At 53.8% G+C, this 25,075-nt stretch carries 19 protein-coding genes; 6 read left to right on the top strand and 13 right to left on the bottom strand.

Features of this window, described 5'->3' with window-relative positions; genetic code table 11:
* Positions 1-4: 4 nt before the first annotated feature.
* The 4 genes from DDY07_RS11305 to DDY07_RS11290 are packed head-to-tail and all read left to right on the top strand — an operon-like array spanning position 5 to position 9,120.
* Positions 5-925, top strand: coding sequence for a response regulator (locus tag DDY07_RS11305; RefSeq protein ID WP_171695968.1), 921 nt, complete (start codon positions 5-7; stop codon positions 923-925).
* Positions 926-942: 17 nt separating this feature from the next.
* A complete protein-coding gene (locus DDY07_RS11300; RefSeq protein ID WP_171695967.1) occupies positions 943-3,264 on the top strand; it encodes a PAS domain S-box protein in 2,322 nt (773 codons plus the stop codon).
* A complete protein-coding gene (locus tag DDY07_RS11295; protein ID WP_171695966.1) occupies positions 3,261-5,909 on the top strand; it encodes a PAS domain S-box protein in 2,649 nt (882 codons plus the stop codon). Before DDY07_RS11300 ends, DDY07_RS11295 begins: the two co-directional genes overlap by 4 nt.
* A gap of 52 nt (positions 5,910-5,961) precedes the next feature.
* Positions 5,962-9,120, top strand: a complete 3,159-nt coding sequence (locus tag DDY07_RS11290; protein WP_171695965.1) for a response regulator — start codon at positions 5,962-5,964, stop codon at positions 9,118-9,120.
* 113 nt (positions 9,121-9,233) lie between these two features.
* Here the strand turns inward: DDY07_RS11290 and bfr are convergent, their stop codons facing one another.
* The 13 genes from bfr to pta form a co-directional block, all read right to left on the bottom strand.
* Entirely contained in the window at positions 9,234-9,704 is a 471-nt protein-coding gene (bfr, locus tag DDY07_RS11285; RefSeq protein ID WP_171695964.1) for a bacterioferritin, read from the bottom strand.
* A 132-nt stretch (positions 9,705-9,836) separates the two neighbouring features.
* Positions 9,837-10,811 carry a GTP-binding protein gene (locus DDY07_RS11280; RefSeq protein ID WP_171695963.1) on the bottom strand — a complete coding sequence of 325 codons (975 nt, stop codon included), beginning with the start codon at positions 10,809-10,811 and terminating at the stop codon, positions 9,837-9,839.
* A gap of 189 nt (positions 10,812-11,000) precedes the next feature.
* On the bottom strand, positions 11,001-11,996 hold the full coding sequence (locus DDY07_RS11275) for a GTP-binding protein (protein ID WP_171695962.1): 996 nt from the start codon (positions 11,994-11,996) through the stop codon (positions 11,001-11,003).
* 10 nt (positions 11,997-12,006) lie between these two features.
* A complete protein-coding gene (gene folE2, locus DDY07_RS11270) occupies positions 12,007-12,795 on the bottom strand; it encodes a GTP cyclohydrolase FolE2 (RefSeq protein WP_171695961.1) in 789 nt (262 codons plus the stop codon).
* A 43-nt stretch (positions 12,796-12,838) separates the two neighbouring features.
* Entirely contained in the window at positions 12,839-14,524 is a 1,686-nt protein-coding gene (locus DDY07_RS11265; protein WP_171695960.1) for a formylmethanofuran dehydrogenase subunit A, read from the bottom strand.
* Positions 14,525-14,534: 10 nt separating this feature from the next.
* Complete coding sequence (locus tag DDY07_RS11260) at positions 14,535-15,137, bottom strand: DUF1826 domain-containing protein (RefSeq protein WP_367650916.1); 603 nt, start codon at positions 15,135-15,137, stop codon at positions 14,535-14,537.
* Positions 15,138-15,260: 123 nt separating this feature from the next.
* Complete coding sequence (locus DDY07_RS11255) at positions 15,261-16,046, bottom strand: ZIP family metal transporter (protein ID WP_171695958.1); 786 nt, start codon at positions 16,044-16,046, stop codon at positions 15,261-15,263.
* Positions 16,043-16,288: a hypothetical protein gene (locus DDY07_RS11250; protein ID WP_171695957.1), complete on the bottom strand. Its 246-nt coding sequence runs from the start codon at positions 16,286-16,288 to the stop codon at positions 16,043-16,045. Before DDY07_RS11250 ends, DDY07_RS11255 begins: the two co-directional genes overlap by 4 nt.
* Complete coding sequence (gene zigA, locus DDY07_RS11245) at positions 16,281-17,498, bottom strand: zinc metallochaperone GTPase ZigA (RefSeq protein WP_171695956.1); 1,218 nt, start codon at positions 17,496-17,498, stop codon at positions 16,281-16,283. Before zigA ends, DDY07_RS11250 begins: the two co-directional genes overlap by 8 nt.
* A gap of 80 nt (positions 17,499-17,578) precedes the next feature.
* Positions 17,579-19,609, bottom strand: coding sequence for a TonB-dependent receptor (locus tag DDY07_RS11240; protein ID WP_171695955.1), 2,031 nt, complete (start codon positions 19,607-19,609; stop codon positions 17,579-17,581).
* Positions 19,610-19,886: 277 nt separating this feature from the next.
* Entirely contained in the window at positions 19,887-21,092 is a 1,206-nt protein-coding gene (locus DDY07_RS11235; protein WP_171695954.1) for an acetate/propionate family kinase, read from the bottom strand.
* A 24-nt stretch (positions 21,093-21,116) separates the two neighbouring features.
* Entirely contained in the window at positions 21,117-21,644 is a 528-nt protein-coding gene (locus DDY07_RS11230) for a DUF2380 domain-containing protein (protein ID WP_171695953.1), read from the bottom strand.
* Positions 21,641-23,770, bottom strand: coding sequence for a phosphate acetyltransferase (pta, locus tag DDY07_RS11225; protein ID WP_171695952.1), 2,130 nt, complete (start codon positions 23,768-23,770; stop codon positions 21,641-21,643). The genes DDY07_RS11230 and pta overlap by 4 nt, the downstream gene beginning before the upstream one ends.
* A 250-nt stretch (positions 23,771-24,020) precedes the next feature.
* Between pta and DDY07_RS11220 the strand changes: the two genes are divergently transcribed.
* Together DDY07_RS11220 and DDY07_RS11215 are read left to right on the top strand one after the other, a co-directional pair.
* A complete protein-coding gene (locus DDY07_RS11220) occupies positions 24,021-24,665 on the top strand; it encodes an FHA domain-containing protein (RefSeq protein ID WP_171695951.1) in 645 nt (214 codons plus the stop codon).
* A 4-nt stretch (positions 24,666-24,669) separates the two neighbouring features.
* The gene (locus DDY07_RS11215; protein ID WP_033155384.1) at positions 24,670-25,059 is read left to right on the top strand and encodes a PilZ domain-containing protein; all 390 of its coding nucleotides are present in this window, start codon (positions 24,670-24,672) and stop codon (positions 25,057-25,059) included.
* The last annotated feature ends 16 nt before the right edge of the window (positions 25,060-25,075 follow it).

Genomic DNA, 25,075 nt, shown 5'->3' with positions numbered 1-25,075 from the left:
AGTCATGACGCAACACGCTCGTATATTGTTGGTTGAAGACGAGGAAATCATCGCCATCATCATTCGGGATTTACTCGCTGCCGAGGGCTTTCAGGTGACGGTTTGCGCAAATGGCTGCATTGCCTGGGAAACATTGCAGCACGACCGGATGGGCTACGACCTGGTGCTGTTGGACCGGGGCTTGCCGGGGATGAACGGTATGGAATTACTGCGATTGATCAAGGGAGATCGGGTCTTGGCTGCCATACCAGTGATTCTGCAGACCGCCCGCAGCGACAAAAGAAGCATCCAGGAAGGGCTTAGTCAGGGGGCTTATTACTATCTGACCAAACCGATTCAACCGGAAATCTTGATCGCCGTGATCAATGCCGCACTGCAACAACGCCGTGAGTTGCAGGAAATGTCCGAAACAGCCAATCGCGCCGGGCGTCCTTTGGCACTAGTGCAATCCGCCGTATTTCGTTTTCGCGATCTCGATGAAGCGAAGGTGTTGAGTCATTGTTTAGCCCAATCCTGTCCGGAGCCGGAGCGCGTCATCCAGGGTTTGCAGGAGTTGATGGTCAATGCGGTCGAGCACGGTAATCTGGGGGTTTCTTATGCGGAAAAAGGCGAATTGATGCTGGCGGGAGTCTGGCTGGAGGAAATTCAAAGACGTTTGACACTCCCGGAATTCAGCCGGCGTTTTGTTACTGTGCATTTCCAGCGTCTGCCGGATAAGCTGGTGTTCACCATTCAAGACCAGGGTGATGGTTTCGATTGGCAAGACTTCCTGGATTTTTCCCCGGAACGGGTGTTCGATTTGCATGGCCGCGGTATCGCGATGGCCAGATTGATGAGCTTTGATCGTCTGGAATATCAAGGTAACGGCAACACGGTAACAGCTGTGGTCAACGGCGTGTCCTTTTTGTACGGCTTCGACCATTAATTAGACTTTGCAAGCCCATGCAGTCGAATAACGATCCATCAAACTCAGCGCAGGTCAGCCGCAAAAGCGTCTTAGCCGTCGTACTGGTATACGCCATCTTCGCCGCCAGCTGGATTTTGGTATCGGATCAATTGGTACACCACGTATTCAAAGACCCGGACCAGCTGACGCTAGCCAGCATGCTGAAAGGCTGGGTTTATGTATTGGTGACTTCTTTATTGCTCTACGGTTTGATGCGGCGCTGGTTTGGTCGAAACAGCGAACCGCAAACCGTTCCCCAGGCACCGCGTAGCCATTGGTTGTCGCTGGGCTTATTGATAGTCGCCATCCTGGCTTTGATGGCTGCCAGCGCGGCGCTGACGATCGAGCAACACACCCAAGAAGAGTTCGGCCGGCTTCAGGCGGTCGCCGGCCTCAAGTCCAGGCAAATCAGCGACTGGCTGACTGAACGGCGCGGCGACGCGGATTTTATCCAAACCAGCGAATTTATCATCGACTTGTATCATCGTTGGCAGATTGATGGGGATCTGCAAAGTGCCGAACGCCTGCAAAGCCGTTTGGAACAATTTCGCAAAAGCTGGGGCGTCACGGCTATCAGTCTGCTTAGACCCGATGGCGAACGCTTATGGCGTTCCGCGAAAGCTCCCGCCACGCTGTTGCCTGAGCTGCTAAAACTTACAGAGTTGTCGACCAAATCGCGGCAAATCCAATTAGTTAATCCCTACAGAGATGATAGCGGGCGCGTCCTGCTGGATTTGGTGGTGCCGCTGACAGCGCAGCCGGTAGCGGCGCCGCTGATTGTTTTACATATCGATCTCAGCGAGTGGCTGTTTCCGGTTCTGGAGAGTTGGCCTGTGGCGAGCGGCAGCGGCGAAACCTTGTTGTTTCGGCGTGCCGGCGATAAGATTCTCTATCTGAATCCGCTGCGTTTTCGCCCTGATGCGGCTGCTTCGCTGCGTTTGCCGCTCAACACGCCTAACTTGCTGGCCGGCAAGGCGCTGCAAAGTCCGGTTAGTCTCGACAACATCCTGGAAGCCAAGGATTACCGTAATGTCTCCGTCATCGGTCTGGTACAGGCGATTAGCGGTACCGACTGGCTGTTACTGACTAAGTTGGATAAGGTCGAAATCTACAGCAAAGCCAGAAGCGAAGTCGTCTGGATTGTTTGTGTCGGTAGTTTGACCATTTTTATCGTCTGCGCCGGTTTTTATCTGTTGCGGCAAAGTCAGAGCCTGGCCTTGGCCACGGCGGTGCAGAAGGCGCAAGCGGAGCGTTTGCGGGCGCTTGATTTATTAGCGGCAATCTCCGATTTGTCCGTGGACGCGATCTATGCCAAAGACCTAGACGGCCGGTATATTTTGTTTAATACCGCCGCCGCTAATTTTGTCGGCAAGCCGGTCGAGGAAGTTATCGGCCAGGACGATAGCGCGCTATTTCCGCCGCATCAGGCCGAGCACTTGAAAGAGTTTAGCCGCCGGGTAATGGCGGAAAATATCACGCTGACGGAAGAAGAAACCCTGGACACCCAATTCGGATCAAGAACTTTCTTGACTACCAAAGGCCCGCTGTGCGATGCAAACGGTAAAACCATCGGGGTGTTCGGTATCTCGCGGGACATTACCGAACGTAAACAGGCCGAGCTGAAGCTGCGCGAGAGCGAGGCGCGCTTTCGCGGTTTGGTGGAACAGTCACTGGCCGGCATTTATATTATTCAAGATGCACGCTTTGTTTACGTGAATCCAGGGTTTGCCAGGATCTTCGGCTATCAGTGGACCGAGGATATTATCGACGGCAAAACAGTGGCCGATCTGGTCTGTCCGCAGGACAGGCAGATGGTGTTGGAAAATTTGCGCCGACGGATTGATGGCGAGATTGAAGACCTTAACTACCGTTTCGAAGGCTTGCACCAAAACGGCCACTGCATTCATGTTGAAGTCCATGGCCGCAGCTTCGATTATAAAAACCGGCCTGCGGTGATTGGTTTTATTCTGGATGTCAGCGCCCGCAAAGCCGCCGAAGATCAACTTAATCTCCAGGCCGCGGAATTAAAAGCGCGGAATGATGAATTGGAGCGATTTAATCGGGCCATGGTTGGCCGCGAGCTGGACATGGTTAATTTAAAGCAGCAGGTCAATGATCTGTATGCGCAGCTTGGTCGCCAGCCCCCCTATACATTGGCGTTTCTCTCAACCCAACCCGAAAGTGCTGTTGGTCATGATTTTGCTGAAGTTCACACCGAATCCGGCTTGGACCCTCTCAAACCGGACGGAATATCAGTAAGCAATGCGGACGGGTTAATGGGCGGCGATACATCGGTTGCGGAAGAAGACCGTTTATGAGTATCCCCGAGTTGCCATTGGGCGATTTTTCCGCGTTGGTGCCTTCCCGTTACCGGAGCAGCCATAGACTCGCCTACGTGTCGGCGGTGGTCCTGGTATTGGCCGCGCTGGCAATCCGCCTGAGTTTGCCGGCATCCTTTGGCGAGCGCCCGATGTTGCTGTTGTTTTTGTTTCCGGTGGTCGTGAGTGCCTTGTTCGGCGGCTTGGGGCCTGGATTATTGGCGACATTGATGGCGGCGATGGTCAGCGATTTCCAACTGTTGCCTCCCTATCGCAGCTTGGCAATTGCCGGCCCTTACGATGTAGTGCAATGGACGTTATTGATTGGCAATGGTGTTTTAATCAGCCTGCTCAGCGAATTCCTGCTGCGGACTCGGCAACGCGAAAATGCTCACTGGCAACAATTGCTGGACGCGCGCGACCAACTGCAGGTTAGCCAAACCCTATTTCAGACTACGTTCGAACAAGCGGCGATAGGCATTTGTTTATTGGCACCGGACGGGCGCTGGCTGAAGGCTAACCGCCAATTTTGCGAGATAGTGGGTTATAGCCTGGAAGAATTGCTAAGCAGCAATTTTTCGGACATTACCTATTGGGAGGATTTTGGCGATTTGTTGCAGATGCCGACAGGTGAAGGTGAAATAGATAGTTTTTCCGGAGACAAGCGTTTCATTCATAAGAACGGCAGTGTTGTCTGGATTAGATTAAGCGCTTCCGTGGCGCGTAAGCCGGATGGTAGCCCTGCGTGTTTTATCTTGCTCATGGAAAACATAGAACAGCGTGAACAAGCGTTACTGGCGCTACATGAAAGCGAGATGGCTTTGAAAGTCGCTCAGCGTTTAGCCGCCTTGGGCAGTTGGGAATGGGACTTGCGCACCGGCGAATCGAAGTGGTCGGAGCAGATATACAGTTTATTCGGCCGCGCCCCTCATTTACCGCCAGCCGGCTATGACGAGGTTGGGCGGTATTTTAAGCCCGATAGCTGGCAGCGCTTGCAAGCTGCCGTAGCTCAGGCTTGTAGCGACGGCTTGCCTTATGAATGCGAGGTGGAATTGCAGAACGATGGCGAACTGCATCGCTGGGTAGTGGCCCGCGGCGAAGCGGTCCGTGATGAGCAGGCTAATATCGTGGCTTTGCATGGTACCGTGCAGGATGTTACCCCACGTAAACAAGCCGAACTTGCGCTGCAAGAGGCGCAGCGGGTGGCCCTGGAAAAGCAACGCGAGGCCAGGCTAGCCGCACTCAATTTGATGGAAGATGCGCTGGCGGCCCGCAAAGCGCTTGAAGCGGCGAATGCGTCGCTGCGCGAAAGCGAAGAATTTAAGCGGGCTATTTTGGATTCGGTGAGCGCCAACATCGCCGTGCTGAACCGCGATGGTGTGATTGTCTCCGTCAATCGACCCTGGCAGCAGTTTGCCGAGGATGATGCTCTGGCATGCGGGCAATCCGCTGATATTTGCAGCATAGGCACCAATTATTTGCAGATTTGCCAGCAGGCATCGGGTCCGTATCGGCAAGGGTCGCAGGCCGTATTCAACGGATTGTCGGCGGTGCTGGAAGGCCGGCTTCCCCGCTTCAGGTATGAATATGCCTGCCATTCCGCACAGAAGCAGCGTTGGTTTGCCATGGTTGTCACGCCTTTGGGATTTGGGGAAGGCGGCGCGGTGGTTTCTCACACCAATATCACCGAGCGCAAATTGGCGGAAATGGCCTTGGTCGAAAGCGAGGAGCGCTTACGTCTGGCCCAAAGTACTGCCAATATCGGCATCTGGGATTGGCATATTGATAACGACAAAGTGCAATGGACTCCGGAACTTGAGACGATGTTCGGTTATGCGCCAGGCGCTTTTTCCGGGGACTACTCGGCTTTTTCCCAGCGCGTGCATCCCGACGATTTGGCCGAGTTGGAGCATTTTCGAGATTCAGCGGTTGCCGCGCATCGGACTTTTGATTTTGATTTTCGGGTGCAAGCGGAGCCGGGGCGTTTCAGATGGCTAAATTGCAAGGGCGGAGCCAGTTACGATGATATGGGCCGGGCGCAAAGGGTATTTGGGGTTTGTATCGATATTACCGAACGTAAAAATACTGAAAACGAACTCAAGCTCTGGGCGCAAGCATTCGAAAATGCCGAATTCGGACTGGCGATTGCCGACGCGCAGAGCAATGTGTTCTTGGCTGTGAATCCGGTATTTGCTAGGGAGCGTGGTTACGCCCGAGAAGAATTGATCGGCAAACCGGTCATGACGGTGTATCCGGCCGATTGGGTCGAACAGATCAAACAGCAGATTAATATTCTGGATTCGACCTGTCATGGGGTATTTGAGGCGGAACATCAACGCAAGGACGGCAGTCGTTTTCCGGTGATGATAGACGTGACTATTATCAAATCCGGCGACGGCAAATCCATCAGGCGTGTGGCCTATGCCTTAGATATTAGCGAGCGCAAAGCCGCCGAGGTTGCGCTACGCGAGCAAACTGAGGCCCTGCAGCGTTTCAACAGAGCCATGGTCGGCAGGGAAATGGATATGATCGCATTGAAACAAACCATCAACGAGCTGTCCGGGCAACTGGGACAGGAACGCCCCTATCCGCTGGCGTTTATTGAGCAAGCCGGCACAAACCCGGTTGGGAATGTGCCGGGATGAAACGCGCCCGGTTTGCGTATTACTTAGCCGCCATGATGATCGTGATGGGTCTATGAATCCTGAATTGAAATTACTGATTATCGAAGAATTACAGGCTGATTATCTGGCCCTGGTGCACCACTTGCAGCAGAACGGCCTAAGCGTGGCATGCCGGCGGATAGATAGCCGCGCGGCGCTGGCGCTGGCTTTGCAAGACGACTGGGATTTGGTGCTGTCGGATTACGCGGTACCGGGAATGGATATTCGCGATACCTTGCAATTCATTCAAACGCACAGTAAAGATTTGCCGGTTATTCTGGTCTCCGCCAGTGTCGGCGAAGAAGTCGCGATGGAGTTGTTACGGCTGGGGATGGTCGATTTCGTGTACAAGGACAATCCGGTCCGCTTGGTGCCTTCCCTGCTCAGAGCGGTCGAGGAACGCGATCAACGCCGGTTAAGGCGTGAAGCGGAGCAGGCCTTGCGGCAAAGCCAGGAGCAAGCGCTGTTAGAGCAGCATCAGGCGCAACTGGCGGCCTTAAATTTGATGGAAGATGCCATCGCGGCCCGCCAGCGCGCGGAAGCTGCCGCGGAAGCCTTGCGCGCGAGCGAACGGCGTTTAATGCTGGCGCAGGAGGGGGCGCATGTCGGGATTTGGGATTGGGATATTGTCAATGATCGCGGTTATTGGTCGCCGGAATGCGAGCGGCTGTATGGCTTGGAACCCGGCAGTGTGCGGTTCAACGCCGACTGGCGCGCAAGAGTGCATCCGGACGATCAGCATTTGATTGATGCACAGTGGGAAAGCCGCATTTTGCGTGGCGAGGCGTTCGAGGTGGAGTTTCGCTATATTTTGCCAACCGGCGAAACGCGATGGCTGAGCAGCAAGGGCCGTGCGCAATACGATGCCGCGGGTAAACCGATCATGCTGTTTGGGGTCAATCTGGATATTAGTGAGCGCAAACAAACCGAACAGCAACTGCGTAAGTTGGCGCAGGCGGTGGAACAAAGTCCGGCCAGTATTATCATCACCAACCTGAACGGCGATATCGAATACGTTAACGAGGCGTTTTTGCAGGTGAGCGGCTACCGGCGCGACGAGGTCATCGGCCGTAATCCGCGCATATTGCAATCGAAAAAAACCCCGCCGGAAAATTATCGGGCGCTGTGGACCGCACTGGGCTGTGGTCAGACCTGGAAAGGCGAATTTATCAATAAACGCAAGGACGGTAGCGAGTATGTGGAATTTGCCATTATCGTGCCAATCCGTCAGGCCGACGGCATCGTAACCCATTTTGTTGCGGTACAGGAAGACATCACCGAGAAGAAACGTGTGGCGCTGGAGCTGGATCAGTATCGGCACCACCTGGAAGATTTAGTGGCCAGCCGCACGGCCGAACTGGAAGCGGCGAAACTGTTGGCCGATGCCGCCAATCAAGCCAAGAGCGCCTTTTTGGCCAATATGAGTCACGAGATTCGTACCCCCATGAATGCCATCATCGGCTTGACTTATTTGCTGCGGCAAAGCAGTCCCAATCCGGAACAAAGCGAGCGTTTGGACAAAATCGATGGCGCCGCCCAACATCTATTGTCGATTATTAACGACGTGCTGGATTTATCGAAGATCGAAGCCGGCCGGCTGGAGCTGGAGCAAACCGATTTTTCCCTGGCGGCGGTATTGGACCACATTCGTTCCATTATCGCCGATCAGGCGCGGGCCAAGGCCTTGAGCATAGAGGTGGATGGGCAGGGCGTTCCGCAATGGCTGCGCGGGGATCCGATGCGTCTGCGCCAAGCGATGCTCAACTACGCCACCAATGCCGTGAAGTTTACCGAACGCGGTTCGATCCGGTTGCGGGCGATGGTGCAGGAGGAAACCGCCGCGGGCTTGCTGCTGCGCTTCGAGGTGAACGATTCCGGAATCGGTATAGAAGCGGAGCAACAAGCCGGTTTATTTCAGGCTTTCACCCAGGCCGATGTGTCGACCACCCGCAAATATGGCGGGACAGGCTTGGGCTTGGCGATTACCCGCCGTCTGGCGAATATGATGGGCGGCGATGCCGGCGTCGATAGCGTATTGGGCGAAGGCAGTTGCTTTTGGTTTACCGCCCTGGTTCAACGCGGGCACGGCGTCATGCCTTTACACCCCAGTGAAAAGCCCGTCGACGCGGAAATGGCGTTACGCCGAGATTACGCCGGCGCGCGTTTGCTTTTAGTGGAAGATAATCCGATCAATCGGGAAGTGGCGCTGGAGTTGTTGCATGGCGTGGGTTTGGCAGTGGATACCGCCGAGAACGGGCGAATCGCCCTCGAAAAAATCGGCGAGAACGCCTACGATCTGGTGTTGATGGATGTACAGATGCCGGAAATGGACGGTCTGGAGGCGACGCGGGCGATACGTGCGCAGCCGAGTTTTGCCGGCTTGCCGATTTTGGCCATGACTGCCGCCGCGTTTGAGGAAGACCGGCATGTTTCGCTCGCTGCGGGTATGAACGATTTTGTCGCTAAACCGGTGATTCCGGAAGATCTTTACGCGGCCTTGTTGCGCTGGTTGGCACCGCGTTCTGATCCGCGTCCCCTGAGGCCCGATAAAGCGGAGGCAGGGCGCTTTTCGGCAAAAACAGGGGCAACGGACGATACGCTGCCGCCGGCTTTGCTGGCCATCAGCGGCCTGGACACCAAGCAAGGCCTGGCTGTAGTGAAGGGCGACGTGGATAAATATCAACGATTGTTGAGCATGTTTGCCGATGCCCACAATGAAGACTTGAAACAAGTTCAGGCCTACTTGGTTGATGGCAAATCCGCCGAAGCAAAACGCATCAGTCACTGCTTAAAAGGCGTTGCCGGCACGCTGGGTGCCAAACAGGTTGCCGATTTGGCGGCTAAATTGGACCGGGCGATAGCCGAGAGCAGCGATTTGGCGGTCTGCATGGAGTTGGCGGCGTTGTGCGATAGCGAATTGACGCATTTGGTTCGCGCTATCCTGGATTTACCTTCCCAACCGGCAAGCAGCGACGCGGATGAGGAAATTATCGATGCGGAAAATATGCGCCAAGTCGTAGCTGCACTGGCAAGTCTTTTGGCAATTGGCGATGCGCAAGCCAGCCGTTTGGCGCGGGAATACGCCGTGTTGCTGCGGTCAAAATTGGGGGCTGCATATCCGGATTTTGCCAGGCAAATCGAAGCGTTCGACTATCAAGCCGCTTTATTGCTTTTACAAGCTGCGGATTTGTAAGGCTGTAAGCTGAGTGAGGTTTTAAAACTATGGGCTGTCAATCGGTAGCGGCTGGCATAAAAAAGCCGCAGTCACTAAAAGCGACTGCGGCTATTGCTGTGCAAAGTGCCGAGTCAGGATATTTGCGATTGCAGATAATTTGGCAAACCAATCATATCAATCAAGCTCAATTGTTTTTCCAGCCAGTGCGCATGATCTTCCTCGGTGTCGTCCAGCATCACTTCCAGAATTTCCCGTGTTTGGTAATCGCGCACGGTTTCGCAATAGGCGATGACTTTGCGCAAATCCGCAACCACTTTGTATTCCACCGCCAGATCGTTTTTCAGCATCTCCGGCACGTTGGTGCCGACTGCCAGCGGTTCGCGTTTGGATAAATCCGGTGTGCCTTCCAGAAACAAAATTCGCTTGATCAAGGCATCCGCATGGTTGGTTTCGTCTTGAACCTCGTGATTGATGCGTTCGTATAATTTGGTAAAGCCCCAGTTTTCATACATCCTGGAATGAATAAAATACTGGTCTATTGCGGTCAGTTCGCCTGCCAGCAATTCGTTTAAGTGAGCTATGACTTGTTTGTCGCCTTGCATATGCCGCCTCCCGGATAAATTTGCTAATGCCCTGGGCTATGGTAATACAAAATGCCGCCGGATACTGGGTTTGCGTGGATTCCCGCTGGGCCATTGTCACCCCGGTCCTTAAATGCCGTTTGGTTTAATAAATCAATGCAGCTTGATAGCGTTCCCGCTAAGCAGCGGAACAAAAGCCTTGTTTAGATCGGTAGCAAAAGCCGTTGGCTCGCCGTTAACGATGAATACCAGCCGGCTGCGGCCGTCGTCGCTTGTTCTGGCGGTTAATGGGGTAGGTGGGTACAGTCGAGTGCCGGCTGCCTGAATCACCATCGGTTCGGTTTGTTCGGCAAGATAAACCACGCCTTTGATGCGCAATAAGTCTTGTGGGTGGCGGTTAAGCAGCTGTTGGAGGAGGGTTTGCAGGTGCTGCCAGGGCAGAATTTGTTCCAGATGCAGCGAGATACTGCGAAAGTTATGTACCGGTAACGGGCCGGCAGGAGGCAAGCGGCGCAAGCTTGGGCCTGCTTTAGTCAGCAGGCTAAGTGCATGAAAGTCTTCTGCCGTCAGTCTGGGCGTGGCCGGCGCTAGAACTTGCAAGCGGGTTGCCAACGCGGCTTGCTGGTCGGCATTGCTTACGTCGGCATGGGTCAGCAATAAGGTATCGGCCCAAGCCACCTGCGCCCGCGCTTCGGCAAAACTGTCCAGCTGTGCTGCAGCCGAGGGTATAGCCAAGGTAGTGATGACGTTTTGCAAATGATAACGGCCAGGCAGCCAGCGCTCGCGCAACAGAGTATCCAGAATCGGTTCCGGGCTGGCGATGCCGCTGGCTTCGATAATCATGCGTGCGAAAGGCTTGCTTGCCGCTTGCTCCCAGGTCATCCACAGGTTTTTTAACGTGGGCGCCAACGCGCCTTTGACCTTGCAGCATAGACACCCGCCGGACAGCACGGTCAGCGGCAGATTTTGGTTTGCCAACAAATCCTGATCGACCGGTATTTCGCCGAACTCGTTTATCACCACAGCGGTCTTTACCCCGTCAGCCAAAAATCGATTCAACAAGGTGGTTTTGCCGCTGCCGAGGAAGCCGGTGAGCACAAAAATAGGGATTTTGTCTGGATCGGGCATTTTCAAAAGGTCGCCGCTTTCTTCATGAAAAGCTGTGATTACGAGGTCCAAGCGAATACAAATTTAATTTACCTATTCGGATCGGTTATCTGTAAAAGCGAATTATGCCTGTTTTTTGAACCGGAACGTCAAAGACAACTGGTGACTGGCCATCTGCCCAGTGCCCAAAAACCCATTCAGCGACTTTGTCTAAACGCCTACCCGGCAAGAAGCCAAGGCCTCCAGCATATCCTCCTTGGGTAAGTTGCGACCGATAAACACCATACTCGATTCCCGTGCTTCATCGGCTTGCCAAGGGTTGCCGAAAGTCTCGGTCATCAGCATATGCACACCTTGATAAATCACTTTTTGTTCGCAGCCGGCGATGTTAAGAATGCCCTTGTAGCGGAGCAAGTCGTTGCCGTAGTCGCGGATCATGATGTTCAGGAATGCCAGAATCCGCGCGGCATCCAGAGGCCGGTCGGTTTGGTAGACCAAGGCACGGATGTCGTCCTCGTGCTTGTGGCTGATGTCTTCCAGAAAATCCGGTTCGATTTTCAAAATGTCATCCAGGTTAAAGCCGTCGATATCCAGAATATCGCCGAGTTCAGTTTGGCCGAAATGCACGTGTTTGATTGGCGCTCTGGGGTTCATAGCTCGGAGGCGGGTTTCCAAATCTAAAACAATGTCCGGTTCTTGGAGGTCGGTTTTAGATAGCAGGATGCGATCAGCAAAGCCGACTTGCTCTTGCGCTTCGTGGTGTTCGGCTAGCTGGAGGTGGGCGTGCACGGCATCGACGACGGTGATGATGGCGTCCAGCTGGTAGTTTTCGGCAATGTTTTCGTCGATGAAAAAGGTTTGGGCAACCGGAGCCGGATCCGCCAAACCGGTGGTTTCAATGATGACCCGCTCAAATTGGAGTTCTCCGGATTCGCGGCCGTCGCTGAGTTCGCCGAGAATACGCACCAAGTCGCCGCGCACGGTGCAACAGATACATCCGTTATTCATGGTGACAATTTGTTCGTCGGCTTGCACTAAAAGTTCGTTGTCGATACCGGCTTCGCCGAATTCGTTTTCGATCACCGCAATCCGTTTGCCGTGGTCTTCGCTGAGAATCCGGTTCAACAAAGTGGTTTTGCCGGCCCCGAGAAAGCCGGTGAGAATGGTCACGGGCACGGCGCTGTTAGTTTTGAGGTTGGCGTTCATAGGGCCTCCGTCAGGATGGGGAATTGACACGCTGTATCAGTGCATAAGCTGAGTGATTATGAATAGACTCGAAGTTTTCCGATTCGACGCTGTAACTGATGATCCGTGGCTCTGCGTTCAAGCGGGCGGCTACATCGCGCACCATGTCCTCGACAAATTTGGGGTGGTCGTAGGCGTATTCGGTGACGTATTTTTCGTCCGGGCGCTTTAAAAGGCCGTAAATTTGCGAGGAGGCTTCGGCTTCTACCAGCGTGATCAGTTCTTCAAGCCAGATAAACGACTTGGCCTCTACAGTCACGCTGACGTGTGAGCGTTGATTATGCGCACCGCGTTCGGAAATTTCCTTGGAGCAAGGGCACAGACTGGTGACCGGCACTATCACCTTCACTTTGATGCGACAGCCGGCGTTATCGATTTCGCCAATAAAACTGACTTGATAGTCCATTAAGCTGCGGACGTCACTGACCGGCGCTGCTTTATCGATGAAGTAGGGAAAACGCATCTCGATATACCCGGATTCGGCCTCCAATTTGGCGAGCATGTCCTGCAGCATCGCCGGAAAAGAGGCAATGCTGATTTCCCGGTCGTGATCGTTCAAGATTTCCACAAAACGGGACATATGGGTGCCTTTGAAGTCGTGCGGCAAATTGACGTACATCGCAAAGTGCGCAACGGTGCGCTGTTCGCCGCCACTTTTCTCTTTGACCCGGATCGGGTGCAGAATGTCTTTGATGCCGACTTTGTCGATGGCAATGCGCCGTGTGTCAGGGCGGCCTTGAATGTCTTCGATAGGGAGCATGAGTTTACGTGAATTATTCAGGATTTTTGTGTTCGTCCGCTTATCAGCGGTGCACCCTAAACCGGGGGCGTTCTGCGAAGTCGGCATCGTTGATGGCGAAATTGTTAAGTTTCAAACTGTAGAACCGGTTGAAATGATCTTGCACCGTCCGCGTGATGCGGGCATCGTAATTGGGTTGCAGCATTTGAGCTCGGCCGCTTGGCCGCGCCACGACCACGCCGTTTTGCACCACTAATTCACCGTGTTTAAACATTAGAGCGGCATTGGCGAACATGGCAGCGATATTTGCTTGAGGATGGGTAGTAAATGCACCGGTGATCGGATCGCATCTGCCAATTCCCGCCGGGTCGTAGACGGCAATGTCGGCTATTGCCCCAGGTGCCAGATGACCGCGATCATGCAAGCCCAATAGCTTTGCGGCAGCACTGCGGGTCATGTTGGCAATTTCGTTTAAGGTAAATTCGCGCTTGAGGTTGGGCAATAAGGTCATCGCCAGCGCTTCTTGATTTAAGCCTGCCATATAGGCCTGGCGGTAATCGGCGTCCATCAACAGTCGGATCAATTCTGGGTAGGCGGTAAACGGTGCGCCGTTCGGATGGTCGGTGGTAAAGAATAAACGCTCCGGGGCTTCTGCAAGCAAAAAAAGCTCCAAGCCGATGGCCCATTGCAAGGTGTTGACGAAACTGGCTTCCCGGTATCGGTAAGGCACCACGCCGCCGGAACCTTCACACTCGGCGTCCCACATTACCCATTTATTGGGGCTGGCATCCGCGTGGCGGCTGTATTGAGCGATGACATCGCCGGAAATGGTCACGGTCTGGCCGAACAGCACCTGGCCGACATCCATGGTGATATTCGGATGGCGGTTGAACGCTTCCAGAAGTTGCGCGGCTGCCGAGGAAAAGCCCTTACTGCCGTCCTTGCCATAGGCGTAGAACTGGACGTGGGCTAGATGCATAGGCAGTCCTTGCGCGGCTGCCATGGTGTCTATGATGGTTTCGATATTTCCTGGAATACCCAAGTTGTTGCAATGCACATGTACCGGGTGTGGCACGCCTAGTTGGCATACGGCAGTTTGCAAGGTTTGCAGAATTTGCCGGGAGCTGACGCCGTAGTCGGGGACGATGTCATCCAAAGCGAATTGGCGGGCATTGCTTTTAAAGGCGTTGGCACCACCGGCGTTGATGACTTTCAAGCCCAGCGCGCGGGTAGCGTGTAAAGTCCAGGCCACGTAGTCGTTGATTTGGTTTTGGCTGGCTTTGGCTCGTATCAGTCGCAACAACAAGTCGTCGTTACCCAGAATGGCTAGCGCGGCGGTATCCAGGATGGGTATATCGGCCATCTGCAAATGCACGTCCAAGGCATTGACCGGTAACATGGCCGGTTCGACCACCGTGGTGTAGCCCATGCGCGCGTAGCGGTAGCCGGTGTCGGTGGTCGACCATTTCGCCGTGCTGAAGGGATGATGCAAGCGCCGTTCCATGTGATTGCGGTGTTGTTCAGGCAACAACAGGCGTGCGGTGTTGACGTTGCCGCCGGCAATATGGCTGTGAATATCCACCGCGCCGGCCATGACAATCTGGCCGGATACGTCGTATACCTGATCGAACTTGGCGTCGGGGCCCGGGTCGGCTGTGATTATGCCATCACGGATAAATAGATCGTGCGATTCACCTTGCCGGTTTTGTGCGGGATCGTAGAGGTGTCCGCCTGCTAATTTGATCAGCAATGCCGCACCCTCACAGCATATCCAGCGTCAGTACCAAGCGCCGCGGCTGCACCGCCGTTGGCGTAGGTGATCGATGCACAAAACCCTGGCCTTCGTTACCTTCCCAGGCTTCGCCTTTCATCAGGCCCACGGCATAGGCGGGCATCCGCCGAATGGCGGTTTGGTCGGCGATCAAACCGGACTGCGCATCATCCAGGCCGCCACTACCCATCCCCAGTTTTCGTCGATCCAGCGCATATTCCGGTAGCCATTCGGTGCCGATGCCGCCGTAGCTACAAATCATCCGCGCGGGCACTCTATCCACATGAAAGCGTGGACACATGGCGGTTTTCAAGGTCCTTAGGCGCAAGCCGGTTTGCTTGAGTTCGAATAGCTCGCAGAACGCCGTCGTCAATAGTTCGATGTCTGCCAGCCATGTGTCATAGCCATCGAGTTGGCTGGCTTGGGGCCACAGGTTTGTATAGTTAAAATCAGATGGATTGACGGGCTGACTGAGTTCCCAGGGGCCGAATAGCTTCAAGGCCTGATAGATAAAGCCTTCAATGGTGGCCGGCAATGGTCGTTCTATTAAGCAAAAGTTCACGTCGTCCTCGTAGATGCGCGTCAAATCCACAAAGTTTGTGGAGACGACGGTGCGGGTCGATGGCCGATACGAAACGGGCTGGAAGGATGTGGGGCCGGCTAACGGCGACAGGGATGATTGACGAAAGGGTATGCGGGCAAACACAAAAACTCCTTAACCAGCGATCAGGAACTGTTCGAAAAATACGATGAATTGCATAAACACGATGCCGAAACCAAACGCGGCGGTTTGTCCGCTCAGGCTGGGAAAACTGCATGGTTCGTGTAATACCGGAATCAGATCGGAGGCGGCGATATAAATAAAGCCGCCGGCAGCGATGGGTAACAGTAGCGACAAGGAAGATTCGGCTAACTGGCTGAGTAACAAGGTAAAGATCGCCCCCGGCAGAACCGTCAGCGAGCAATAAAAGTTGTAGAGTACGGCTTGTTTGGGCGAGTAGCCGCCGCGCAGCAATGCGCCGACATCGCCCAGTTCTTGCGGGACTTCGTGGGCGATAATGGCCAGGGTGGTGGTCAATCCCAGCGCCGTATCAGCGAGAAAACTGCCGGCAATCAAGATGCCGTCGACGAAGTTGTGCATGGCATCGCCGATCAGATTCATTTTAGCCAATGGCATGACCTCGCCACCGGTTGGTGTGGTGTCGACATTATGGTCGTGCCGCCAGCGCACCAATTTTTCCAATACAAAGAAACCGAATACACCCACCAATACCGTCAGGCAGACATCGCTGACACTGCCGTGGCGGTCTATGGCATCGGGGATCAAATGAATAAAAGCATCGCCCAGGAGTACGCCGACTGCCAGCGCGACTAGATACGGTACTACCCGATGCAAGGCGTCGGGTTTCAACCATAATGCAAATATGCTGGACAACGAGCAAAGGCTGACGGCGAGACAGGCCGCAATGGCGCCGGCCATAGTGTTGATAGCGATAGTCATGTGCGATGGGGTGTTTTGGCTTTGAGCGAGTGGTATGCGTGCTGAGAACTGTAAATAAATCCGGCTAATTTGTTCGGCAAGGCATGGGTAGCAAAATGCGCCAGCATGAACCCCAACACAGTCAAAAACAGTTTTGACAGCACACGTTTGGCGGACGGCCTGTCAATCAAGGGCAAGAGCATGGCTAGAATAAGCAACAATTCAATGCCGATGATATGCAGATAGCTGTCGATGCTAGCCATCGGCAAACCACTGCGGAAATTCATCTTGATAGTGTCGCCAAACTGCCGGGCCGGCTGCCAGTTCGGCGTCGGTTAACAGGCACTCGTCCAATTCGCGGCGCACTTGGTCGGCATTGAGGTTTTGACCGATAAATACTAGCTCTTGGCGGCAGTCGCCGTGGGGTTCGGCCCATTGTGACTGGATGTCCAGCATATAGTCTTGCGGCCATTCCTGGCGCGGTACTGTCGCCCACCAGCGACCCGCCAAACCATGGTGCATCACGCCGCCCGCTTGTGACCAGCTGCCGGCGTGATCCGGGCGCGATGCCAACCAAAAAAAACCTTTGGAACGCAACAAGGTGCCGTTATCCCAATCGCCGTGGTGCAGATGATCATAGAAACGCTGCGGATGAAAGGGGCGCCGGGCGGTGTAAACGAAGCTGCTTATGCCGTATTCCTCGGTCTCCGGTTTATGTTCGCCCCGCAATTCTTTTAACCAGCCTGGGGCTTGCTCGGCTTTTTCGAAATCGAACAAGCCGGTGTCGAGTACTTTGCTTAAATCGACCTGACCCATCACGATAGGGAGGATTTCCGCATCGGGGTTGAGGCTGTGTAACACCGCTTTTAGGTTGATAAGCTCGTCGCTGGCGATCAGATCAATTTTGGAAATCAGAATGACGTTGGCAAATTCAATTTGATCGACCAGCAAATCGGCGACGTTACGTGCGTCGTCTTCGCCGAGTGATTCGCCGGTTTCTTTTAAACTCAAGGCTTCCAGGTAATTGCGCATAAAGTTGACCGCGTCCACCACGGTCACCAACGTATCCAGGCGGGCAATGTCCGATAAACTCAAACCCTGTTCGTCGCGAAACGTGAAGGTTTCCGCAATCGGCAAAGGCTCGGCAATGCCGGTGGATTCGATTACCAAGTAATCAAAGCGGCCATCCTTGGCCAAGTTGCCGACCTCGATCAGCAAGTCCTCGCGTAGCGTGCAGCAAATGCACCCGTTGCTTATTTCGACCAGTTTTTCCTGGCCACGATTCAGTTGTACTTGGTTTTTGACCGTTGCCGCATCGATATTCACCTCGCTCATGTCGTTGACAATTACGGCCACTCTTAAATTCTCCCGGTTGTTGAGGATGTGGTTCAACAAGGTGGTTTTACCCGCACCCAGGAAGCCGGACAGTACGGTGACAGGGAGTTGTTTGGCTGGTGCGGATGCGAGGGTCATGGTGTTTTGGATGATATATTGTGGCGTTTGCTTGGCCAAAAAAAGGCGCTGTCGAAAAAAACAGCGCCGGTTTCAGCGTTCTAATAACTGACTCTAAAGCCGACTTCCGCGCCGCGTCCGGCTTCCGGCGCAAAGTTTCGCAAGTAAGATGTCGAGTTGCGGATGTTTTGATCCAGCAAGTTGTTACCTTTGGCGAACACCATCAGTTTGGCGTCTTTATAGGCCTGGACCTGATAGTTGGCGCCGACATTCAGCAAGAAATAGCCCGCGGTGGAGGTTTCGAAATCGCCGGCATGGGGCTGGGATTCGGCTCGGGTAAAGCGCAAATAGGTGGATAATTTGTCCCGGTTGAAATCCAGTTGTAGGCCGTAGCGCAAAGGCGGCATGCGCGGTACGTCGCTGCCGTTGAGAAATTCGCCGCGGGTGTAGTCGCTGAATAAGGTCATCTCTAATAAGCCGACCTGGTTTTCCATCATGGGCATAATCAGTTTGGCTTCGTAGCCTTTGAAGATGGCGTCGTGTTGCCCGCTGGTAACCAAAGGCACGCAATCCGCCACGCAGGGATTGCCGTCTTGATCGACGAATTCACCGCTGCGTTGCTGGAAAATATAATCGCTGGCCCAGTTGTGGAATAAGTCGAATTCGGCGCGTAACCAGTCGGTTTTGAAGCGGTAACCCAGATCCAGGTTGTAGGAGGTTTCTTCTCTTAAACCCAGGTCGCCTCTGTCGTAACTGCGAGTGGCGTCGTGGTAGCCGTCGGATAGTAGTTCCTGGACTTGCGGGGCGCGCGAGGAGCGCGTGACTGCCAGATTCAGGCTGTTGCGATTATCCAGTTTCCAAACGGCCGAAGCCGACGCGCTGACGGGCGTGTAGCTGAGATTGGCGAAACCGTCCGGGCGAATATCGGTTTGTTCGACGCGCGTGCCTAGTTGATAGGTCACCGCGCCAATATCGAACGATTCCACGGCAAATACACCGTAACTGCTGATGTCCGAACGCGGGACGATGCTGTCGCCGGTGAGTTTTTCGATCGCATTAAAATCGCTGGCTTGGGCTTGAAAACCCACCACGCCGCGCAACGGTCCCAAGTCTTGGTGAGCCATTTCCATGCGGCCCTCGTAAGACTGGTTGGTGTAATAGGCGCCGGGCTCGCCGTTGGCAATTTCGGTGTGTTGGTAATCGGTGTAACCCAGCCGGGTGCGTAGACTTTTCGCGAAGCGGAACGGGTTGTTTAATTCGCTCTTAAAATCGTATTTGGTTTGCCGCATCGCGATGCTGACGGTTTCGTCGCCGGTGCCGTCCGGAGCGATGGCGTAGTTGTTATTTAGATTATTGATGGATACGCCCGCAAAACCGGGGGCACCGATCCAGGACAAGCCTGCCGAGCCGCTGATCGCTTCGGCGCCGGTGTTGTTCAGATAGCCTTTGGGGTTGTCGACAATCGCCAAGCTGGGATCGGTGATGGCCACTTTAGCGGTGTCTATGCCGCTGCCGCCAATGTCCAGATTGTTGCGGTGGCGGTAAAAACCGTCCAGGTGGTAAGCGATGTTGTCCTTGCCGCCCTCGACTTTCATCGTGGTGCTGGTTTCGTCTGAGGTGGAATCGAAGCGTTGTTCGAGCGCCGCACCTACCAGCTTGTCGAACTGGCGGCCTGGGATGCGGTTATCGATGACGTTAACCACGCCGCCCATCGCGCCGCTGCCGTAGAGTAGGGTGGCCGGGCCGCGCAGGACTTCGATGCGCTCCGCCAGCAGCGGTTCGACGCTGGTGGCGTGGTCTGGGCTGATCGCCGAGACATCATTGCTGCCGATGCCGTTGCTCAAGACTCTCACCCTCGGGCCGGCCTGGCCGCGTATCACCGGGGTGCCGACGCCGGGGCCGAAAGATTGGCTGCTGATGCCCAATTCGTTTTTTAAGGTATCGCCGATGCTGTGGCCGGTCTTCATACGTAAATCGTCGTCGCTCAACACGGTGACCGGTACCGGACTGTCCGATTTTTTATCTTGCAGCGGTGCCGTGACGATGATTTCGTCTAGTGCTTGAATCGCAAGTTCTTCGGCCAACAAAACCGGCGATGGCAGCATTAAAATTAGGGCAGCGGTTTTTTTCATGAGAAGTAGAGCAGTCAGTAAAGATGTGCAAAGATGTTATATTGTAACGCACATGAATGCAATATTATCACATTGGTTTTTTTTGCGGCCTATTTGAAGATTTGAGTTTGAAGCGTTGTGAAAACAACAAACTGACAGTAACAATCCCGAAGGGCGGTGCGGACCGCTTTCGAGATCATAGGGTTGAAATGTTACGGAAATGTTTCTTTGAGCCGCCAGATGAAATACTTCTTCTCGGCTGTGTTGATAACGCCTAGTAGTTTGTGCCTACGGCCGGCTAATTTAGGGCGTGCTTTTGTTCCAGGCATTGCTGGGCCTGGATGGCAATTTCCAGTTCCTCGTTCGTGGCAATCACCAATATCGCCACGCCGGCGTTGGCTGGGCTGATGTTGTCGCATGGTTTCACCGGTTTTTGGTTTCTTTCCGGGTCCAAGGCAATACCGAAGATTTGCATTTCCAGACAGACGTGTTCGCGCAGCCAAGCGTCGTTCTCGCCGATGCCGCCGGTAAATACCAAGGCATCGACTCGGCCCAGCGCCGCAAAATAAGCGCCGATGTATTTTTTGATGCGATAGGCGTACATCGCTAACGCCAGCCGGGCATGATCGTCGCCGGCTTCCACCATCCGGTGTATCGCCCGCATATCGTTTTCGCCGCAAACGCCTTTGCAGCCGCTTTCTTTGTTTAACAAGGTTTCTATGGCCTCATTGGACAAATTCAGTGTGCGACTTAGATAAAAATGGATGGCCGGATCGATGTCGCCGCAGCGGCTGCCCATCATCAAACCTTCCAGCGGCGTCATACCCATCGATGTATCGATACTCCGACCGTTTTGGATGGCGGTGACGCTGGCACCGTTGCCCAGGTGTAAAGTGATCAGATTGGTCTCAGACAACGGTTTGCTAAGATACTGCGCGGCTTGCTCGGCAACATAGCGGTGCGAGGTACCGTGGAAGCCGTAACGTCTGACGCCATGATCGGTATAAAGATGGTTGGGCACGGCATAGCGATAGGCATAATCGGGCAGGGTTTGATGAAACGCCGTGTCGAATACCGCCACTTGCGGCGTATCGTCCATTTGCCGGATGGCTTCCTCAATGCCCAAAAGATTGGCAGGGTTATGCAGCGGCGCCAATGGGATCACTTCGGCAATGCGCTGCATCACTTGCGCATCGATTAAGGCCGGTTCACGAAAATGTTCGCCGCCATGCACCACCCGATGACCAATGCCGGCCAGTTCGCGGCGGTCGGTCAAAACGCGGCAGGCAGCCAGTGTTTCGAACAACAATTGCAAGGCTTGTTGATGGTTGCGGCAATTGATTTCGTCACGTGTCCGGTCATTATTCGCCAGCGCATAACTATGGCTAGCGGCATCTTCGCCGATACGTTCGATGATACCGGCGATCAGCACCGAGCGATCAGACATCTCGAATAAGCTGTATTTAACCGATGAACTGCCGGCGTTGAGCACCAGGATTTTCATGAATATCGTAAAAGGGTGGGGTGATTAATGTACAAGCTTCGCCGGTGGCGGTGGGCTGTAGCGGCGCTCCAGATCATGGTCGATTTTCGTGGTCAGGCTTTCCACGGCTTTGATGGTCAGGCTGGCGTTGGGGCCTTTGGATTCGGCAATGTAATCGCCGACCAATCTACCATTGTCTACCTTGACCAAACGCCCCATTAGATATGCGAATAAAAAGCTGGGTTTGTGTAGCCGCCCCACCAAAATGTAGTCGGCGTGGTATAGCTTGCCAAGTTGCGCGGCGGCGTCGGCATGGTCGAACAAATAGCCAACGCCGCTATTGGCGGCTTGCTGTGCCTGGTGCGGTATGGCTACGATTAGATAGCCGGCGCGGGCTAATTCTTGTTCCAGCAGCGGTTTGATCGACGCGGTTCTTTGCAATTCGGCGGGGACGCCGGGAGCCAGTGTCAGGTCTTTCAATTCAAAATCCAGGATGGCGATGCGGGTCTGTGCCTGTAAATTAAAGCTTAGAAGGCAAAACAGCAAACTGCTTGATAGCGTTTTATATATCATGTTTTGTCGGCTTCTTGGGCTTGAATCGCGGTGATGACGACGGTGTTGACGATGTCTGTCACGGTGCAGCCGCGGCTCAAATCATTGACCGGTTTGTTCAAGCCTTGCAGGATGGGGCCGACAGCGATTGCGCCGGAGGAACGCTGTACCGCTTTATAAGTGTTGTTGCCGGTATTCAGGTCCGGAAAAATCAATACTGTGGCCCGGCCGGCAACTTGGCTGTCGGGTAGTTTGGTTTTAGCAACGCTGGCGTCCACGGCGGCATCGTATTGCATCGGGCCTTCCAGCTGTAGGTCCGGACGCAGACTTTGAGCGATTTTGACGGCGTCTCTGACTTTGTCCACCGCTTCGCCCTTGCCGGATTCACCGGTGGAGTAGGACAGCATGGCAACGCGCGGCTCGATGTTGAACATGCGTGCCGTTTCGGCGGCGTTGATCGCGATGTCGGCCAATTGCGCAGCGTTGGGGTTGGGAATCACCGCACAATCGCCATAGACCAATACGCGATCTTCCAGGCACATGAAAAACACGCTGGAAACAATGGACGCGCCCGGTTTGGTTTTGATGATTTCGAAGGCCGGACGAATGGTATGTTGCGTCGAATGCACCGCGCCGGAGACCATGCCGTCGGCATAAGAAAGATGAATCATCAAGGTGCCGAAATAGCTGGGATCGGCCATTAGGTCGAAGGCAGTATCGTAAACAATGCATCGATGCTTGCGGGCTTGGTAATAGGTTTCCGCGAACAAGGGCCGCAGATCCGATTTAATCGGGTCGATGATGTTGACATTGTCCATCTTCAAAGCCATGGCCTGAATTTTTTGCCGGATCTCGGCTTCGTTACCCAGTAGGGTGATTTTCACGACATCGCGCAGCAGCAAAATCTCTGCCGCGCGCAGAATCCGCTCTTCATTGCCTTCCGGTAGCACGATATGCTGCTTCTTGGCTTTGGCGCGCTGCAACAGATCGTACTCGAACATCAGCGGCGTGATTTTATGCGAAACCTTGCTGCACAGCCGCAGCCGCAGTTCCACCATATTCATGTTACTTTCGATTAGTCCCAGCGCGGTGGCGATCTTGCGGTCATCTTGCGAATGCAGGCGGGCGGTGACCTGGCTGACCTGCATAGCCGTGGTGAAGGTGTCGGAATCGACGCCGAGTACCGCAAACGGTGTGCCGCCCAGGCCATCGATCAATTTTTGCACTTGCGGGGCAGGCTGTTGGTGGCCGGTTAATATCAAGCCGGCGATTTGCGGATAGTTACTGGAGTTGTAGGCCATCAGGCTGGCCATGATGATGTCCGATCTATCGCCAGGCGTGATGATCAAGTCGCCGGTTTCCACATAGTCCAGAAAGTCCGGCACCAACATGGCCGCCACTTTGTAGTGGTACACCTCGCGGCTCATGGTGGCGTTTTCGCCGGAAAACACTTTAGCGCCGATAACCTTGGCAATATTGCCGACGGTAGGTTTTTCCAGGGACGATTCGGCGGGCACCACGTACACCGGAAATTCAGTGGAATGATTCAAGCTGTGGCGCAGGCTGGCAATTTGATTTTGCGCGACCCCGATGATGACTGTGGCCAGCGATTCGCAATCGTGCTCGTGCATGGAATGTTTCAGGCTGGCCAAACCATTTAAAATTTGTTCGTCGCTACGATTTTCGCCCTGCATAACCGGCATCATCAGGCAGCCCAAATTGTTGGCGACATCGGCGTTGAAATCGAATTCGGAAATGGCGTTGCCGTGTCGATAGTCGCTGCCGACGCAGAGCACATGATCGCAACGGGCCTTTAAGGCCCGGTATTTAGCCAGAATGGTTTTCAGCAGTTCGTCGTACTGTTCGTTTGCCAAGAGCTGCCTGGCTTCCGCGCTGGTACATCCATACATGGCATCGTAGGGTGTGGAGAGCTGATAGCGGTGGCTAATGAATTGAATCAAATCGTCTTTGTCGGTATCGCTTTGAATAATGGGCCGAAAAAAACCGATATTGTCGGCGTAGCCGGACAACATTTCGATGATGGCCAACATGATCAAGGATTTACCGTTACCCTCGTCGACACCGGCAATATAGATGTCTTGCGAAATCAAGGGCTCGCTTGGTGCATGGGGCTGAGTTGGATTCATGATCGATGACTTAATGTATTGATGGGAAAGTCTAACCGTGGATGTTGCCACATGGCGCGCCGCTTGGCGACTGTATATTTTTATTTATTCGGGCACCGCGGACGTGTTAGAAGCATGCAAATAGTCTTTGGCTATCATAGGTTTGGATTTAAAAAATAATGTAATATCAAAATAATTATTGATTAATCTGCAAGCTTGGCTTTAATGGCTATACTACTAGCCGGGCGCAGGGATTACTTGAACAACAGAGATGGCGAAATTTACCGTTTATTTTAAAGACAATGCAATCCATACAGGTGTTTTTGATTCTGGTGTAGTGCATATTGGTCGTGATGAAACCAATGACCTAGTGGTTGATAGTCTTGCCGTCGCGCCCGCGCATGCCGTTGCCGTGATTAAAGATGGCAATTGCGTTCTCAAGCAATTGAACGAAAAATTTCCGCTGTTGGTCAACGATCAGCACACCAAAGAATGGAGTCTGCAAAACAACGACATCATCAATATCGGCAAGCACTATATCGTCTACAACACGACCGATGAATTTTCGGAAAAAGTCCTGGTATCGACGCCAGCCGACTTTGGCGATGCAGACGTGCGGGCCTTAAATGAAAAGCTGGAAGATGCCGTCAAATCCCCCGAAGCCAATTTGCAAGTATTGAACGGCATCCATATCGGTCGAATTCTGCGCTTGAAGAAAGCCATGACCCGCCTGGGCCACGAAGGCGCAGGGGTTATTGTGATAGCCAGACGCAAGGACGGCTATTTCCTTTCCGCCTTGCAAGGGCATGAGGGGCTGGCGATTAACGATGAGCCCTTAGGCGACCGCACCGTACAGTTGCAACGCAACGATGTGATTGTCGTTGATAGTACCTCAATGCAATTTTTCTTGGATTAAGCGTATGACATTTGAAAAAAGCGATGATAAACGCCGTTTTCATAGGATTTTTTACCATACAGGGGCTGTGTTAACCGGTTCGGGGCAAACCTATCCTTGCAAAATTATTGATCTGTCCCTGCGCGGTTGCCTGTTGGATTGTGAGCAGCCCTTAGCCGGTCAGGCCGATACCTTATATAACTTGAAATTCGACTTATCCGAAGAAATCAGTATCAGCATGGAAGTGGCGGCAACTCATGCCGATGCCAACAGGGTGGGTTTTAAATGCGTGCATATCGATATAGACAGCATTTCCAACTTACGCCGATTGGTGGAACTCAACCTGGGCGATAGCGAGTTGCTGGAGCGGGAATTGGCGGCCCTGGGTGATTTGGCTGAACAAGCCGATCATTAATCCGGATTGTTTCCTC

It is taken from the genome of Methylomonas sp. ZR1, assembly GCF_013141865.1.
In the GTDB taxonomy this organism is placed as follows: Bacteria; Pseudomonadota; Gammaproteobacteria; order Methylococcales; family Methylomonadaceae; genus Methylomonas.
The sequence above is the reverse complement of the archived record's forward strand: the minus strand, read 5'-3'. Positions and strand labels throughout refer to the sequence as shown.

Excerpts from the sequence above, each read along its gene's own strand:
- DDY07_RS11275 (WP_171695962.1), bottom strand. The coding sequence starts at position 11,996 with ATGAACGCCAACCTCAAAACTAACAGCGCCGTGCCCGTGACCATTCTC.
- DDY07_RS11280 (WP_171695963.1), bottom strand. The coding sequence starts at position 10,811 with ATGCCCGATCCAGACAAAATCCCTATTTTTGTGCTCACCGGCTTCCTC.
- DDY07_RS11255 (WP_171695958.1), bottom strand. The coding sequence starts at position 16,046 with ATGACTATCGCTATCAACACTATGGCCGGCGCCATTGCGGCCTGTCTC.
- folE2 (WP_171695961.1), bottom strand. The coding sequence starts at position 12,795 with ATGCTCCCTATCGAAGACATTCAAGGCCGCCCTGACACACGGCGCATT.
- DDY07_RS11290 (WP_171695965.1), top strand. The coding sequence starts at position 5,962 with ATGAATCCTGAATTGAAATTACTGATTATCGAAGAATTACAGGCTGAT.
- zigA (WP_171695956.1), bottom strand. The coding sequence starts at position 17,498 with ATGACCCTCGCATCCGCACCAGCCAAACAACTCCCTGTCACCGTACTG.
- DDY07_RS11220 (WP_171695951.1), top strand. The coding sequence starts at position 24,021 with ATGGCGAAATTTACCGTTTATTTTAAAGACAATGCAATCCATACAGGT.
- DDY07_RS11295 (WP_171695966.1), top strand. The coding sequence starts at position 3,261 with ATGAGTATCCCCGAGTTGCCATTGGGCGATTTTTCCGCGTTGGTGCCT.
- DDY07_RS11215 (WP_033155384.1), top strand. The coding sequence starts at position 24,670 with ATGACATTTGAAAAAAGCGATGATAAACGCCGTTTTCATAGGATTTTT.
- bfr (WP_171695964.1), bottom strand. The coding sequence starts at position 9,704 with ATGCAAGGCGACAAACAAGTCATAGCTCACTTAAACGAATTGCTGGCA.
- pta (WP_171695952.1), bottom strand. The coding sequence starts at position 23,770 with ATGAATCCAACTCAGCCCCATGCACCAAGCGAGCCCTTGATTTCGCAA.
- DDY07_RS11240 (WP_171695955.1), bottom strand. The coding sequence starts at position 19,609 with ATGAAAAAAACCGCTGCCCTAATTTTAATGCTGCCATCGCCGGTTTTG.
- DDY07_RS11305 (WP_171695968.1), top strand. The coding sequence starts at position 5 with ATGACGCAACACGCTCGTATATTGTTGGTTGAAGACGAGGAAATCATC.
- DDY07_RS11300 (WP_171695967.1), top strand. The coding sequence starts at position 943 with ATGCAGTCGAATAACGATCCATCAAACTCAGCGCAGGTCAGCCGCAAA.
- DDY07_RS11235 (WP_171695954.1), bottom strand. The coding sequence starts at position 21,092 with ATGAAAATCCTGGTGCTCAACGCCGGCAGTTCATCGGTTAAATACAGC.
- DDY07_RS11250 (WP_171695957.1), bottom strand. The coding sequence starts at position 16,288 with ATGGCTAGCATCGACAGCTATCTGCATATCATCGGCATTGAATTGTTG.
- DDY07_RS11230 (WP_171695953.1), bottom strand. The coding sequence starts at position 21,644 with ATGATATATAAAACGCTATCAAGCAGTTTGCTGTTTTGCCTTCTAAGC.